This window comes from Desulfoferrobacter suflitae, from assembly GCF_022603395.1.
Lineage (GTDB): Bacteria > Desulfobacterota > Syntrophobacteria > Syntrophobacterales > Syntrophobacteraceae > Desulfoferrobacter > Desulfoferrobacter suflitae.
In genome coordinates this window covers 447,587-462,817 of record NZ_JAIBKA010000003.1, presented here as the reverse complement: position 1 = coordinate 462,817, position 15,231 = coordinate 447,587, and the positions used below count along the sequence as shown (strand labels likewise).

The 15,231-nt window shown below is 54.8% G+C and carries 13 protein-coding genes; 11 read left to right on the top strand and 2 right to left on the bottom strand.

All coding sequences use genetic code 11. The annotated features are described in order from the left end of the window. Positions 1-7: 7 nt before the first annotated feature. The 9 genes from K1V27_RS07535 to K1V27_RS07495 all read left to right on the top strand — a co-directional run bounded on the left by K1V27_RS07535 (position 8) and on the right by K1V27_RS07495 (position 10,783). Positions 8-595, top strand: a complete 588-nt coding sequence (locus tag K1V27_RS07535; RefSeq protein WP_258929027.1) for a 2-oxoacid:acceptor oxidoreductase family protein — start codon at positions 8-10, stop codon at positions 593-595. A gap of 25 nt (positions 596-620) precedes the next feature. Beyond that, on the top strand, positions 621-2,417 hold the full coding sequence (locus K1V27_RS07530; protein WP_258929026.1) for an FAD-dependent oxidoreductase: 1,797 nt from the start codon (positions 621-623) through the stop codon (positions 2,415-2,417). Positions 2,418-2,435: 18 nt separating this feature from the next. Next, entirely contained in the window at positions 2,436-3,605 is a 1,170-nt protein-coding gene (porA, locus tag K1V27_RS07525) for a pyruvate ferredoxin oxidoreductase (protein ID WP_258929025.1), read from the top strand. Further along, entirely contained in the window at positions 3,595-4,482 is an 888-nt protein-coding gene (locus K1V27_RS07520) for a 3-methyl-2-oxobutanoate dehydrogenase subunit beta (RefSeq protein WP_258929024.1), read from the top strand. The genes porA and K1V27_RS07520 overlap by 11 nt, the downstream gene beginning before the upstream one ends. An 86-nt stretch (positions 4,483-4,568) precedes the next feature. Continuing rightward, a complete protein-coding gene (locus tag K1V27_RS07515) occupies positions 4,569-5,882 on the top strand; it encodes a hemolysin family protein (RefSeq protein ID WP_258929022.1) in 1,314 nt (437 codons plus the stop codon). Positions 5,883-5,916: 34 nt separating this feature from the next. After that, complete coding sequence (locus tag K1V27_RS07510; RefSeq protein WP_258929020.1) at positions 5,917-6,675, top strand: hypothetical protein; 759 nt, start codon at positions 5,917-5,919, stop codon at positions 6,673-6,675. 146 nt (positions 6,676-6,821) lie between these two features. Continuing rightward, positions 6,822-8,285 (top strand): ATP-binding protein, encoded by a 1,464-nt coding sequence (locus K1V27_RS07505; RefSeq protein WP_258929019.1) that lies wholly within the window; start codon positions 6,822-6,824, stop codon positions 8,283-8,285. Positions 8,286-8,336: 51 nt separating this feature from the next. Beyond that, positions 8,337-9,770, top strand: a complete 1,434-nt coding sequence (locus K1V27_RS07500) for a sigma-54-dependent transcriptional regulator (RefSeq protein ID WP_258929018.1) — start codon at positions 8,337-8,339, stop codon at positions 9,768-9,770. A gap of 26 nt (positions 9,771-9,796) precedes the next feature. Continuing rightward, positions 9,797-10,783 (top strand): aldo/keto reductase, encoded by a 987-nt coding sequence (locus K1V27_RS07495; protein WP_258929017.1) that lies wholly within the window; start codon positions 9,797-9,799, stop codon positions 10,781-10,783. Here K1V27_RS07495 and hemW read toward each other — a convergent pair. Continuing rightward, positions 10,780-11,910, bottom strand: coding sequence for a radical SAM family heme chaperone HemW (gene hemW / locus K1V27_RS07490; protein ID WP_258929016.1), 1,131 nt, complete (start codon positions 11,908-11,910; stop codon positions 10,780-10,782). The genes K1V27_RS07495 and hemW overlap by 4 nt on opposite strands. Before the next feature lie 3 nt (positions 11,911-11,913). Then, a complete protein-coding gene (gene lepA / locus K1V27_RS07485) occupies positions 11,914-13,713 on the bottom strand; it encodes a translation elongation factor 4 (RefSeq protein WP_258929015.1) in 1,800 nt (599 codons plus the stop codon). 279 nt (positions 13,714-13,992) lie between these two features. Here lepA and K1V27_RS07480 point away from each other — a divergent pair, with 279 nt between their 5' ends. Together K1V27_RS07480 and K1V27_RS07475 are read left to right on the top strand one after the other, a co-directional pair. Further along, a complete protein-coding gene (locus K1V27_RS07480) occupies positions 13,993-14,685 on the top strand; it encodes a rhomboid family intramembrane serine protease (RefSeq protein ID WP_258929014.1) in 693 nt (230 codons plus the stop codon). Between the two features lie 95 nt (positions 14,686-14,780). Then, positions 14,781-15,095 (top strand): DUF167 domain-containing protein, encoded by a 315-nt coding sequence (locus tag K1V27_RS07475; protein WP_258929013.1) that lies wholly within the window; start codon positions 14,781-14,783, stop codon positions 15,093-15,095. Positions 15,096-15,231 lie beyond the last annotated feature (136 nt).

Here is a 15,231-nt window from a genome sequence, read left to right as displayed (position 1 = left end):
ACATTGCATGCTGGAAATTCGCTTTCACGGACGCGGTGGTCAGGGTACGGTAGTGGCGACAATATTGCTGGCCAAGGCATTTTTTCGGGCGGGCTACTATGTGCAGAGTTTTCCACTGTTTGGAGTGGAGCGGCGGGGAGCTCCTGTTGAAGCCTACCTGCGTCTTGATGAGGACCACATTTGGGTGCGCACCAATGTTTATCAGCCGGACCATGTGGTGGTGATGGATAAAACTCTGCTGCAAGGGATCGATGTGACCATGGGTCTTAAACCGGGAGGGTGGATATTGATCAATACGTCTTCCATTCCCCCTAACAGCGAGCAATTTTCCCGTTACCGACTGGCTGTTGTGGATGCAACGCGCATCGCTTTGCGCCACCGATTGGGAACCCGCACTCATCCCATTGTCAACACTGCCATGATGGGGGCTCTTGCCCGCATGCTGGAGATGCCGCCTCTGGAAGCCATCTCCAAGGCAGTGGAAGAGGAGATCCCGGTGAGGCCCGAGCAAAACATCCAGGCGGCGAAGGATGCCTATGACGAGGTGCAACTGGTTGGGCTGACGGGGCCTGAACTGCAATCGTCCGCCGGTTGACATGCAAACACAAGGACGGACCGCAATGGCGCAAGACATGACCATGAAGATGATTCCATTATTCATTCCGCGCTCTCACGTTTCTACCGCTGGCAATAAAACCGGATCCTGGCGATTTCTGCGTCCGCGCTACGACGAGAAGACCGCCCCGTGCAGTGCCGCCTGCCCTGCAGGGGAAGATATTGGGCGGATCGCAATGCTGACCGCCCAGGGGCTCTTTAAAGAGGCGTGGGAAGCTATCCTCAAAGAAAACCCCTTGCCAGGGGTTTGCGGTCGGGTTTGCTTTCATCCCTGTGAACCGGCATGCAATAGAGGGGAATTCGACGAGGCTGTAGCGATACACACTCTGGAAAGATTTTTGGCGGATACCGCCGCCCGATACCAGTTGCAAGCGGACTTGGAAAGACGCTCGCCCAGGAAACAAAGGGTGGCTGTAGTGGGCGCTGGTCCAAGCGGTCTTGCGACGGCTTATTTCTTGACCCGCCTGGGCTATCGCTGTGACGTGTTCGAGGCCACGCCCGAAGCGGGTGGTGTACTGCGCTGGGGAATTCCTTCGTATCGGCTGCCGGTTGCGGTGCTGAGAAGAGAAATTGAGCAGATGAGGCGGACTGGGTTTGAAATTCGCTGCAACCGGCGGCTTTCCAGGGAGTTTTTACAGGAAGCCGGCGCCACCTATGATGCGGTCTACCTGGGCTGCGGCCACGCAAAAATTCCATTCCTGAACATTCCCGGCGAAGACTTGGAAGGCGTGACGGATGGATTGTCGTTTCTGCAGCGGGTCAACCGCGGGGATGAGCCGCGGTTGACCGGAAGGGTGGCCATTATCGGCGGCGGCAACACGGCCGTAGACGTGGCCCGCACGAGTTTGCGGCTGGGCGCCAAACCGGTCTTGATCTATCGCCGGCGGCGCGCGGATATGCCGGCGTTTCCCGATGAGATTCAGATGGCTTTGGAAGAGGGCGTAGAATTGCTCGAATTGCGTACAGTCCAACGGATCGACCGTGCCGGAGAGGAGTACACACTGACGCTGCGGCAGGTACCGGTTGTGAACTGCGCCGCCGCCGGCAAAGCCTGTGTTCAAGCGGTACCTCAGGAATGCGAAAGGCTCGCGGTCAGCAAGGTGTTTCGTGCCATCGGCCTGACCGCGGCGGAATCGTGGTTCGATCCTCCTCCCAATGAAAATCGGGTGATTCGCCTGAACAACTCAGTTCTCGCTTATGCCGATGGCGCGCCAATCATTGCCTACGGCGGCGACGTTGCCAATCCCATCAAGAGCGTGGTGCACGCGGTTGCTTCCGCTAAGGAAGCCGCCATAGCCCTGGACATAACGTTTCAGGAGGGAGCTGAAGCAATTGGCGAGCGGATGAAGCACTGCAGAGTCGGCGGCGGGAGCGCTCTCAGCATGGAAATACACATGCAGGGTCCGCGCTGCCGGAGAAGCGATCATGTCGTGGCCTTTGACGAGATCAATGCGGACTATTTTGAGCTCAGTCCAAGAATCGTACAGCCCAGGCTACTCAAGGAAGAGCGCATCGACTCCTTTGCTGAAATCGAGCTGAAAATTTCTGCCAACTTGGCCATGCGCGAAGCCGAACGCTGCTTCAATTGCGGACTATGCAATCAATGCGACAATTGTCGATTGTTCTGCCCGGACTTGGCCGTAGTGAAAGACGCAGACAGCGGCCGACACATCAATTATGATTACTGTAAGGGGTGTGGGATCTGTGTGGTGGAATGCCCCAGGAATGCGATGGCGCTGGAAGAGGAGAACCAGACGCAGATGAATACGGCTGAGGAGGGTGTCCATGGGCGCCTCACTTGATTGCACATTGAGGGTGTTATGAAACAGGTACTGGAAGGAAGCCATGCCGTGGCCGAAGCGGTGCGTCTGGCCCGGGTCAACGTCATTTCCGCTTATCCCATTACTCCCCAGACGCACATCGTAGAGCGGCTTTCCGATTTTTGCGCAGACGGCAGGCTGGATGCGCGGTTTCTTCGAGTGGAAAGCGAGCATTCTGCTCTGGCGGCGCTGATTGGAGCGTCCAGCACAGGGGTACGCACCTTCACCGCCACCTCGTCGCAGGGACTGGCATTGATGCACGAACTGCTCCACTGGGCTTCAGGGGCCCGACTGCCCATCGTTATGGCCGAGGTGAACCGGGCTCTCGCGCCCGGCTGGAACATCTGGACGGATCAAACGGACAGCCTGGCTCAGCGGGACACGGGCTGGATGCAGCTCTACTGCGAAACGGGTCAGGAGGTTCTCGACACGACGCTGCAGGCGTACTGGCTGGCGGAAACTGTCAATTTGCCGGTCATGGTCATTCTCGATGCGTTTTTTCTCTCACACACCTACGAACCGGTCGATATCCCCTCCCAGGAGCAGGTCAATGGCTTTCTGCCGGACTATCAGCCCAGATTTCAACTGGATACCCGGAACCCCTGCGCTTTCAATCAGCTGGCTCCCCCCAATGTCTACATGGAAATGCGCCACAATATTCAACAGGCCATGGACCAGGTGCTGAGCCGCTTTGGGCAGATGGAAGACGGTTTCGGCGTTGTTTTCGGGCGCAGATACGGCGAGGTTGAGCCGCTGCAATGCGATGATGCGCAAATCATTCTGGTCACTTCTGGAACCATCACCAGCACCAGCCGCGCGCTTCAGCAGCAATTGAGAGCTGACGGCGAACGGGTTGGCCTCCTCAAAATCAAGCTGTTCCGTCCATTTCCCGCCGATGCGGTGCGTCGAATTCTGGGCGGCGCTCAAAAAGTGGCGGTCATTGATCGCAACTGTTCTTTCGGTGCGGGCGGCATTTTTGCTCAGGAAGTACGCGCCGCTCTGTGCAATCTTTCCGCCAGACCGTTGGTTTTCAGTTACATTGCTGGGTTGGGCGGACGTGACGTCACTCTTGATGTGCTCAAATTGATTTACCGACACACCAAGGATTGCGAGCATTGTCCCGATGACAGTATTTGGATGGGACTTCACGAGGTGCATCATGCAACTTAACGTTCCTGACCGCGATTACATGCATTCCGGACATGTGGGTTGCCCGGGCTGCGGGGCTGCTGTTGCCATGAAGTTTGTCCTGCGGGCGCTGGGCAACAAAACCATAATGGTGCTCCCTGCCTGCTGCTGGTCCATTATTGCCGGACCCTATCCGCAATCCACCCTGCAGATTCCGCTGATCCACAGCGCATTCGAAACGGGAGGGGCGATGGCCAGTGGAGTCCGTGCCGCGCTGGACGTCAAAGGAGACAAAGAAACCTGTGTGGTCACCTGGGCGGGTGATGGAGGCACGTTCGATATCGGCTTTCAAGCGCTCAGCGGAGCGGTCGAACGGAATGAGGATTTCATCTATTTTTGCTACGACAATGAAGCCTACATGAATACCGGCATTCAGCGCAGTTCTTCAACCCCTTATGGTGCCTGGACTACCACCACTCCCGGGCGCGACTGGAAGAGAATGCGCAAGAAGAACATCGTGGAGGCTCTTGTGGCGCATCGCATCCCCTACGCGGCGACGGCCAGCATTGCCTACCCGGAAGACTTGCTGCGCAAAGTCAGCAAAGCCAGATCGATCAAGGGATCTCGCTTTCTGCACATTTTTGCCAGCTGCCCGACAGGTTGGCGAATCCCTTCGGAAATTTCCGTTAAAATTGCCCGCATGGCGGTTCAGACCAATATCTTCCCATTATATGAGGTGGAAAATGGACGGAAATACACCATCAACTTCATGCCCAAAGGGTATCTGGTGAAAGAATATTTCAAGCTGCAGGGACGTTTCAAACACCTGAGCGAGAGTGATCTGGATCAGATTCAAGCGATGGTCGAGGAAGACTGGGAACTGCTGCTGCGCAAGGCGGGAGTACCGTTGCAAGGCTGACATCCCGGACGGGCGGTGGCAGGGGTGGACCGGTGCCGCCGTCAGGCACCGTCATTTCGCCGAGATGTTCTCTGGAGAATTCTCTAATGTACTTGGAATACCTTGAAATACTGGTCATACTGCTGCTCATCATCGCCAATGGCTTCTTTTCCATGTCTGAAATTGCTGTCATTTCTGCGCGCAAGGCCCGGCTGCAACAGTGGTCCGAAGAAGGCAACGAGAAAGCGCAGGAAGCCCTTTTAATAGCCAAAGATCCCAATTCTTTTCTGTCTACTATTCAAATCGGCATCACGCTGATTGGAGTCCTCACCGGGGCCCTCGGTGGTGTTACGGTAGCGCACCGATTGAGCTCCTTATTGGCCCATTTGCCCTACGTAGGTGAATATGCTCAAAGCGTAGCAATCGGCACGGTGGTGGTTGCGGTAACCTATCTGTCGTTGGTCATAGGCGAGCTGGCGCCAAAACGACTTGCTTTGAACAGTCCGGAACGTATCGCTTCGCTGGTCGCCAAACCCATGCGCACCCTGGCTGTTGTTGCTACTCCCGCCATTCGTCTGCTGAGCTTATCGACAGAAGTGGTGCTCAAATTGTTGCGGGTGCGCCCATCCAACGAACCGCCGATTACCGAAGAAGAATTTAAAGTCCTTATGGAGCAGGGGACATTGGCTGGGGTATTCCACGAAACCGAGCAGAAGATGATGGAGCGGGTGCTGCGTTTGGGTGATCGGCGGGCCGGGGCGTTGATGACTCCCAGAAAGCGAGTCGTCTGGCTGGATATCAAGGATTCCACTGAAAAAACAAGACGAAAGATCGCGAAGCATCCTCACTCCCGCTTCCCGGTCTGCCAAAAACGGCTGGGCAATGTACTCGGGTTTGTCGAGGTCAAGGATTTGCTGGTGAGAATGCTTGCCGGTCATGCCTTTTCCCTGGAGGATGTTCTGCAGCGCCCCGTCTTTGTGCATGAAGCAACCCATGCATTTGAGGTCGTCGAGCTCCTCAAAAATACCGGCAACCAGATGGCGCTGGTGGTTGACGAATACGGCACTATTGAGGGCCTGCTGACTCTGAGTGATCTGCTGCAGGCGCTGATCGGAAAATTTCCGGAAAGTGGATCCGGCGAGTCGACGACGGTCTGTCGCGCGGACGGATCGTGCATGTTGGAAGGGACGGTTCCCATCGATGAGTTTAAAGATCTTTTTTCCGTCAAATCGCTGCCCAATGAAGAAAGCGATCAATTCGAAACCCTGGGAGGCTTTATTATGAAATATCTTGGGCGTATACCGGCGGAAGGGGAGCGCTTTGAATGCTGCGGTCTGGACTTTGTGGTGGAGGCCATGGACGGGTTGCGAGTCGGTAAAGTACTGGTGAGGGCCTTGCAGGAAAGGAAACCTGAAGTCTAGAGGGTGTTGGTAAGAACGATTCGGCAGGTTTTTTATGGGCAAAAGAGTCACGTTGCTGCATTTTCCAACCATTCTTGTTTTGCTGGCATTGCTCCCCGCCGGTTGCGCTACGCGGGGCAGCACCGCGCCACAGTACCCGACTGCTGCGCAAACTGGGCGGCGTGTGGAAGGCACAAAGGGCTGGTGGTACGTTCGGTTCAAGATGGCCTGGCCCGAGGGGGCAGAACCCTCTTGGTACCTGGACTTGATATTGGCGCATCGGGTGGTTTCACCCATCCTCCGGCAATTTGAGAAAGACCTCGAGCTTTGGCGCTTTCATCGCAGAGCGGTGCGGGATCAAGCGGGGCATCAGTTCAGTTTCATTTTTTTTGCTCCTTCTGCGACTGCACAAATGGTCTATGCAAAGGTAACAATCAGCGACGCGCTGGCGCAGTTAAGCAATGCGGGTCTGGTTGCCGCTGTGAGCTATGACAGTCCAAGAAATATTGCCAAACCAAACATCGAGGATACCAGTGATCCCAACTGGTCTCCTGACCTGCAAAAGGCCTGGCCTTACTTTGTTATGGGCGCCAGTGAGACCTGGCTGCGCTTGATCGAGCTCCATGTCCAGCCGGTGCCGGGCAGCGCGCGGTGCAAGTCCCTGCAAGATTTGCAGGCTCTCTACGCTGCCGCCAACGATTCCATAGACAGGCTCTGGCAAAAGGAAGGGAGCCACGCCTTTCTGCATCATCTGAACGCCATTTTCGGTTATGTGCCGGTCCAGTTTTATGAAAAGAGGCAGATCAGTTTTTGATTTTTTGCCGGCATATCTTTTCCATGCGATGAGATTTTCTGAGTGAACTATCCTTGCGCAAACATGAATGGTAAACTATAAGCTGAATTTGCGATTCTTTTCATATGCCTACTGAACGGTGATGACTTTTTGTTGGGATAGATCCGATGACATGGAGCCGCATCAGTCTGCGTGCCAAGATATGGATTTTGCTGACGGCGCTGGTTTTGACCGCGCTGGTTGGTGGGTCGGTGACCATGCTCTTGATTTACCGCATTGGGGTACTGACCAGCTCGGTTGTGGATCGAGATGTCGTTGCCCTGGATAATGCCCAGGAGCTGGAAACGGCGCTGGTCATGCAAAAGGGGCTCCTCACCTATTACTTTCTGGACGGTAACAGTGAATGGCTCAAGCAACTGGAGGCCCGTCGAGTGGCCTTTGAAGAGCTGCTTAACAGGGCTAGAGAGACTTCTTATACGGCAACTCAGCGTGACATACTGAATCAGATCGAGTCGAAGTATATTCGCTACAGCTACCTGCGTGATCAGGTGATCAGCCTTTATAATGCCGGCAAACGGGAAGCGGGATATTCCCTGCACCAGGAAATCCGTCCGCAGTTCTTTGCCATCCGAGACCTTACGGACCTTTATAAGGAGGCGCATGCAAGGCGGATCAACGAGGCTCGCGCGGAGCTGAAATCGCAGGTGACGGTCATCAACTCCCTGGCGCTTGTAGCCATGCCGGCGGCCCTTTTGATCGGATTGTTTCTGGCCTATATTTTGATGAAACAGGTGCTGCAGCCGATCCGCCAACTGGCGATGGCAACTGATCCGGCGAGTGATGCGCATCTCGATTCAGATGAAATACAAGCGCTCAGTCAGCGCGTGCACGATCTCATCCAAGATGTCGACCAGACTCAGACTCAGCTCAAGTGGAGTCACCAACACTTGTTGCAGTCAGAGCGATTGGCACAGGTGGGAAAATTGGCGGCAGGCGTTGCACACAGCATCCGCAATCCGTTGACTTCGGTTAAGATGCGGCTCTTTTCTCTGGAACGTACGTTGCGCCTCAGTCTGAGCCAAAAGGAGGATTTTGAAGTGATTTCCGAGGAAATTCGGCATATCGATACCATTGTGCGAAACTTTTTGGAGTTCTCGCGTCCTCCCAAGCTCAAAATGCAGAGTGTGAGTCCTTCGGACGCGGTGGACATGGCACTTCAACTGCTCAGACACAGGCTCGAGTCCTACGGAGTGGATGTCGAGCTGGTGAGGGCGAGGAGGCTCCCCGAAATTTCAGCCGACCCGGAACAGCTGAAGGAAGTGCTGGTGAACCTGCTGGTAAACGCTTGTGAAGTGATGAATGACGGTGGTTCCATTGTCATCGAGGAGAGGGAGCGCACCACTGAAGAAATGGGAAGAGTGCTCACCATCAAGGTGGCGGACAGTGGTCCCGGTATCCCTGAATCGGTCAAGGACAAAATATTTGAGCCTTTTTTCAGCACAAAGGAAGAGGGTACGGGGCTGGGGCTGAGCATCGCCAGCCGCATTGTCGGAGAGCACGGAGGCAAATTGCAGGTTCAAACGCAAGAAGGTGAGGGGACGACATTCGTGATAACTCTTCCGTTCCCCTGACCCCATGACATTCTGTCCAAATCAGTGCCGTTCGGCATCATAGGGAGGATTGTGAGTACCATCCTGATTGTTGATGATGATCCTCAATTGAGGCAGAGCTTTGAAAAGCTTCTCAGTGGTGAGGGCCATGCGGTAAGAACCGCTCCCAGCGGGGAAACGGGGCTTGCCAGCGTTGAGAAGGGTGTGCCGGACCTCGTCATAATGGATGTACGACTGCCCGGCAAGAATGGGCTCGAAACGTTTGCCGCCATGCGAGAGATCGAGCCCAAACTCCCGGTCATCATCATGACCGCCTACGGCACTACCGAGACCGCCATTGAAGCGACCAAGATGGGTGCCTTCGACTATGTTTTGAAGCCGTTTGACATCCCAGATATCCTCACGCTCATAGAACAGGCCCTTGAGGCCGGTCGATTTATGCGCTCCGTGGTGGAGATGGATGTGGCGCCTCAGAAGGCCACAACCGATGCCATAATCGGCCGCAGTAAGGCAATGCAGGAAGTCTATAAAGCCATCGGAAGGGTCGCTCCGACCGATGCCACCGTGCTCATCCGGGGCGAGTCGGGAACGGGCAAGGAGCTCGTTGCGCGGGCCATTTATCAGCATAGTTTGCGGGCGGACAAGCCGTTCCTGGTAATCAATTGTGTGGCTATTCCTGAAACGCTGCTGGAAAGCGAGTTGTTCGGCTACGAAAAGGGAGCGTTCACGGGAGCCATCAGCCGGCGCGTCGGCAAGATTGAGCAGGCCAATGGTGGGACGGTGCTGCTGGATGAGATCGGAGACATGCCGTTCAGCATCCAGGCCAAGATACTTCGGCTGCTCCAGGAAAGGAGCATCGAGCGGCTCGGCGGCCGTGAGCCGATCCCGGTGGACGTCCGGATTATTGCGGCGACCAACCGTGATCTTGAATCGGCCCTGGCGGATGGGCGCTTCCGTGAAGACCTGTATTACCGCCTGAAGGTTGTGACCTTGTGGTTGCCCCCGTTGCGCGACCGCCTCGAGGACATCCCCCTGCTTGCCGAGTACTTCCTGGCTCGCTTTGGCCAGGAGATGGACATCGACAATCCGGGCATGACCGAGATTGCCAGGAACATTTTGAACAGCTACCATTGGCCCGGCAATGTCCGTGAACTTGCCAATACCATCCAGAAGGCCTTGATTTTTAGTCGTGGCTGTCCCATTTGCCAGGAGGACATTTCTCAGGCAATCTATGGAAGAAAAGGGCCGTCCAGGGCTATGCCGGAAGGTTCCGACGAAGCCGTGCGCCAGTGGATACGGAGGTCCCTGGCCAGCGGCGCCGAAGGGAATTTGTTCGATGCGCTGACGGATCAATTCGCCAGCACCCTGATCAATGAAGCACTCATGTTGACGGGAGGCAATCGCAGCCGCACCGCCAGACTTCTGGGAATTTCGCGGCCCACTCTGTTGTCCAAGATCGAGAAATATCGTCTTAAAATAGAGGCTTCGGTCACCAGCGAGCAGTGAGCAATGAACGAAAGGAGAAGGACATAATGGAGTACGTAACGATTCCCGCAACCGATTTGCAGGTATCCCGCATCTGTTTGGGCACTTGGGCCATTGGTGGCTGGATGTGGGGAGGAACGGAGGAAAAACGGTCCATAGAAACCATTCATACAGCCCTGGAAAAGGGTGTAAATCTGATTGACACTGCGCCCGTTTATGGTTTTGGGGAATCGGAAAGGATTGTCGGCAAAGCGGTTGAGGAATATGGAAACCGCGATAAGCTGTTCCTTTCGACCAAGGTGACCCTGGAGTGGAAAGACGGCAAAGTTTTTCGCAACGGCTCCAGAGAGCGAATCATGAAGGAAGTCGAAGATTCTCTCGAGCGCCTTCGTACCGACTACATTGACGTTTACTATGTTCACTGGCCCGACTGTGCCAGACCGATCGTCGAGACCGCCGGGGCCATGCGTGAACTGTTTGATAACGGGACCGTTAAGGCGGTGGGAGTGAGCAATTTCACTCAGGACCAAATGGCAACGTTCGCTTCAGTATGCCCGATACACGTATGCCAGCCGCCTTACAATATTTTCGAGCGAACCATCGAGTCCGATGTAAAGCCTTATTGTGAGGCCAACAACATCGCTTTGATGACTTACGGAGCACTTTGCCGCGGCCTGCTTTCCGGAAAAATGAGCCGGGAACGAAGCTTTGAAGGGGACGATCTGAGAAAGGTTGATCCCAAGTTCAAAGAGCCCAGATTGAGCCAGTATTTGAAAGCGGTGGGGCGACTGGAAAAAATGGCAAGGAAGCGGTTCAACAAGAGCATACTGGCTTTCTCGGTTCGTTGGGTGCTTGAAAAAGGAGTGCCCATAGCCATCTGGGGTGGCCGCAAGCCGTCACAAATGGACCCCATTGACGAGATCTTCGGTTGGTCGATGGATCTTTCGGTCCTGTCGGCGGTGGACTCGATCTTGGCGGAAAGTATCAAGGATCCGGTGGGAGCGGAATTCATGGCTCCCCCCACCGGCGTTTAATCCAGCAGCATCAGCGGCAAACCGTCTGCTATCAGGAAACCTTTTCGGGTCGGTCTGAGCATGCCTTGGTGTAGACGCACCAACTCCGCTGCCTGCAGTTGGGCCAGGGCTTGCCGGACCCGGGGAGAGTCTGGGAGGATACGGACGTCGACTCCATCCCTTGTGCGCAGTCCGAGATAGAGGATTTCCAGTTCGAGCTGTTGCCGTGAAAGGTTTTCCCGCCCCATTACGGGTGATCTGCCCTCGCTGAGAGCCTGGCAGTAGTGCCCGACCGATCGGACGTTCCACCAGCGGGTTCCGCCTTGAAAAGAGTGTGCACTGGGGCCGAGGCCAAGATAGGGAACGTGGCGCCAGTATTTGTTGTTGTGACGCGACCTGTGCTCATGAGTCTTGGCAAAATTTGAAATTTCGTAATGGATGTAGCCGTTTGACTCGATGAATGAGGAAGTCATCAGGAATCGGTCACTCTGTTCATCGTCGCTCGGCAAGCGGATTGTTCCTTCCCGTTGCATGCCTCCAAAAGGAGTAGCCTCCTCGACCGTTAACTGGTAACACGACAAATGCTCCGGTTGAAATGTGAGGATAAATTCCAGGGTGTCCCGCCAGCTCTCCCGGGTTTGTCCTTCAAACGCATAGATGAGATCCACGGCGAGCTGCAAGGCGGCCCGGGAACGGACCCATTGGAGGGCTTTGGCGTTTTGTTTGGCCGTGTTCTTGCGTCCAAGGTATGCCAGCTCGGCATCGTGCATCGACTGAATGCCCAGGCTGATTCGATTGACACCCAGGGAGGAAAAATGGGCGAGCCTTTCCGGAGTGATGTCGTCGGGGTTTGACTCCAAAGTGATTTCGGCGTCGCGGGAGAAAGCAAAATGCTTTGCCAGACTCCCAATCAGCCGGGAAAGTTGGGAATCCGTCAGTGAGGTGGGAGTTCCTCCGCCCAGGTAAAGGGTTTCGAATTGGCCGAACCGTCCGGCGTAGAAAGCCGCTTCCCGCTCGATGGCCGACAGCCAATCCGCTACTGCGCACGGCGCTGTCACCGAGTAGAAGTCGCAGTAAGGACACTTGCTGCGGCAAAAGGGAACATGCACATAGAGGCCGGGGCTTTCGCCTTCAGCAGGTGGCCGCACGGCTCAATCGGGCTCCGCTCTGAGAACTGCGACGAAAGCACTCTGCGGGATCATGACAGAGCCGACCATTTTCATTCTGGCTTTGCCTTTCTTTTGTTTTTCCAGTAACTTTCGTTTACGGGTGATGTCTCCGCCGTAGCACTTGGCTGTGACGTCCTTGCGAAAAGCGGAGATGGTAGAGCGGGCTATGATCTTTCCGCCGATCGCCCCCTGTATGGCGATTTTAAACTGATGGCGGGGGATTTCATCTTTCAGGCGGTCGCACACTTGAACGCCCCATTCGCGGGCCCGGTCACGATGCACGATGAGGGACAAAGCATCCACCTTTTCACTGTTCACGAGAATGTCCAGCTTGACCAGGTCTGTATCGCGATATCCGATGAGATCATAGTCCAGGGAACCGTAACCCTGCGTGATGGTCTTGAGTTTGTCGTAGAAGTCGAACACCACTTCGGCGAGCGGCATTTCAAAAATGACCTCGATGCGGCCGGCCACCGAGTTCTGAAAGCGCGGATTCACCCCCCGGCGCTCCATGCAGAGTTTCATAACAGCCCCCATGTAGCGTTCAGGGATGAAGATGCTGGCCTTGATAAAGGGTTCCTCGCTCTTCTGAATACTGGCGGGGTCGGGATAATATTGAGGATTTTCCACGATCACCGTTTGCCCGTCATTGAGAGTGAAACGGTACTGCACACTCGGCACCGTCATGATGATCGACTGGTCGAATTCACGTTCCAGCCTCTCCTGCACGATTTCCAAATGCAGCAGTCCCAGGAAGCCGCAACGAAAACCCTGGCCGAGAGCGGCGGAGGAATCCTTCTGATAAATCAAGGCGGCATCGTTGAGCTTATATTTTTCGAGGGCCTCCGCCAGGGACTGAAATTCATCGGATGAGATGGGGTAGATGGAAGAAAAGACCATCGGCTTGACTTCCTTAAAGCCGGGGAGGGGTGCTGCGGCCGGCCTTTCATGGTGTGTGATGGTGTCTCCGATGCTGGTGTCGCTGACTGTTTTGACTCCTGAGATGACGTATCCGACAGCTCCCGCGGTCAATTCCTTCTGAGGCTCCCTGTTCAACCGGAATACCCCCACTTCTTCCACCTTGTAGGTTGACCCGTTGGACATGAAGCGAATCACATCACCCGGGCGCAGGCAGCCTTCGAAGATGCGGCAGCTTATGATGGTGCCGCGAAACGAATCGTAACGAGCATCGAATATGAGGGCGGAAAGGGGCTTTTCGGCGTCGCCGCGGGGTGCGGGAATCTGTTCCACAATGGCTTCAAGAACCCCGTCAATCCCCAGCCCCTGTTTGGCTGAACAGAGAATGGCCTTGTCCGAGTCAAGGCCCAGTTCAGTCTCGATTTGTTCCCTGCATCGATCGATGTCCGCTGAAGGCAGGTCGATTTTATTGATGACTGGAATGATCACCAGGTTGTGTTCCATGGCGGCGTAGAGATTGGCTAGAGTTTGAGCTTCCACCCCTTGCGCCGCGTCAATCACCAGAAGAACGCCTTCGCAGGACGCGAGAGCGCGAGAGACCTCATAGGAAAAATCGACATGGCCCGGCGTATCGATCAGATTGAGCTCATACGCTCTACCGTCTTGGGCCTTGTAGGGGAGCGTGATGGCATTACTTTTTATGGTTATTCCACGTTCCCTCTCGATATCCATATTGTCGAGGATCTGATCGCGGAATTCTCTTTCGGTGATGAGTCCCGATTGCTGGATCAGACGATCCGCCAGCGTCGACTTGCCGTGGTCAATGTGCGCAATGATACTGAAATTTCGAATGTCTTTTGTCATAGTGTAGATTGTTGTACTTTCTTTGATGAATCTGGACCGAATCTACGGGCTGAAAACCAAAGCCTTCATGTGAGCGGATATTTTACCATGCAGCATGCGAAAGGGAAGGGGGAACATGCCGCGCAGCCTTCCCTTGTCTGGAAGTCGCGGTTGGTTCCATGGGGGATGCGAGTTGACTCCGGATTCTTTCTATGGCTATAGGTGCACTGGTATTCAATTGTGCGACCCTGGGTCGGCGGCAAAAGATCGTTTCCCCAACCCGCAGAAAGGCTTCTATCCATGATCCCCATCCGAGATGCCAACCCCTCGCGTCAAACCCCCTGGATAACCTTTGGCGTAATCATGATTTGTACTGCGGTCTTTCTTTATGAACTTCAACTTGGCAGGCATCTCGAAGGATTTCTCCTGGAATACGGTCTCGTGCCCGCCAGAGTCATCACTACTGTGACGGCACGCCGTTATGAAGTGGGGCAGATTCTGCCCTTTTTCTCCTCCATGTTCCTGCATGGCGGATGGTTGCATCTAATCGGCAACATGTGGGTGCTGTACATTTTTGGTGACAATGTGGAAAGTGAGTTGGGACACGTTCAATATCTGTTCTTTTATCTCCTCTGTGGACTGACAGCCGCTTCCATTCAGGTGATAACCAGCCCTCATTCCAACCTGCCGACCATTGGAGCGAGCGGAGCCATCGGAGGAGTGATGGGAGCATATTTTTTGCTCTATCCCCGTGCGCGCATACTCACGCTGATTCCGGTCTTTTTCTTCTTCACCCTCATCGAGATCCCGGCATACGTGTTTCTGGGGTTCTGGTTTTTACTGCAGTTTTTCAGTGGAGCCTTTTCTCTGATTTCGCGCAGCGAGCAGTACCAGGGCATTGCCTGGTGGGCCCATGTGGGTGGATTTGTGGGCGGGATGTTTTTGCTGCATCTGTTCAAGGGGGTTTCCCGGAAAGCCTCCAAACGCTGGTAGCCGCCATCGGCTTGAGTGAGATCCAGGGGATTGCAGGTGGAGGATGATGAGTCATAACCCGGTATTGCACCGAAAGGCCAAAGAGAGAACAATCCATGAACCGAGATTCCGGTCACTTTATGATGCAAGATCAAGCGGGAACACTTATTCGAGTCCATGTGCAACCGCGCGCCAGCAAAACTGAACTGGCAGGCGTTCACGAGGGTTGCCTGAAAATTCGTCTGACCGCTCCTCCGGTTGAAGGCAAGGCCAACAAGGAGTGCATCCGCTTCCTGTCCAAGTTGTTCAACCTGCCCAAATCGAGCATAGTGATTTTGCAGGGCCGGAAGTCGCGCCACAAGACATTTTTGCTGCGCGATTTGGAAGTGCGCCAAGCGGAAAGCGTCATCCTGCAGAAAGGCGTTTGTTGAGGCATGGGTGGTTGCTGTGGCGGCAACGGTCTCAACTGAAGCGGTCGCTGCGGGAGGCTGGATGCCATCCGGTGTTGTTTGATGGGATTACATTTTTTTTGAAAAAGAGCCGGTATTTTGTTACAAAAATTTGTTG

Bases quoted from the DNA above. Each gene is read 5' to 3' on its own strand.
- K1V27_RS07520 (WP_258929024.1), top strand. From the start codon at position 3,595: ATGCAACTTAACGTTCCTGACCGCGATTACATGCATTCCGGACATGTG.
- K1V27_RS07515 (WP_258929022.1), top strand. From the start codon at position 4,569: ATGTACTTGGAATACCTTGAAATACTGGTCATACTGCTGCTCATCATC.
- K1V27_RS07535 (WP_258929027.1), top strand. From the start codon at position 8: ATGCTGGAAATTCGCTTTCACGGACGCGGTGGTCAGGGTACGGTAGTG.
- porA (WP_258929025.1), top strand. From the start codon at position 2,436: ATGAAACAGGTACTGGAAGGAAGCCATGCCGTGGCCGAAGCGGTGCGT.
- K1V27_RS07530 (WP_258929026.1), top strand. From the start codon at position 621: ATGGCGCAAGACATGACCATGAAGATGATTCCATTATTCATTCCGCGC.
- K1V27_RS07505 (WP_258929019.1), top strand. From the start codon at position 6,822: ATGACATGGAGCCGCATCAGTCTGCGTGCCAAGATATGGATTTTGCTG.
- K1V27_RS07475 (WP_258929013.1), top strand. From the start codon at position 14,781: ATGAACCGAGATTCCGGTCACTTTATGATGCAAGATCAAGCGGGAACA.
- K1V27_RS07495 (WP_258929017.1), top strand. From the start codon at position 9,797: ATGGAGTACGTAACGATTCCCGCAACCGATTTGCAGGTATCCCGCATC.
- K1V27_RS07510 (WP_258929020.1), top strand. From the start codon at position 5,917: ATGGGCAAAAGAGTCACGTTGCTGCATTTTCCAACCATTCTTGTTTTG.
- lepA (WP_258929015.1), bottom strand. From the start codon at position 13,713: ATGACAAAAGACATTCGAAATTTCAGTATCATTGCGCACATTGACCAC.
- K1V27_RS07480 (WP_258929014.1), top strand. From the start codon at position 13,993: ATGATCCCCATCCGAGATGCCAACCCCTCGCGTCAAACCCCCTGGATA.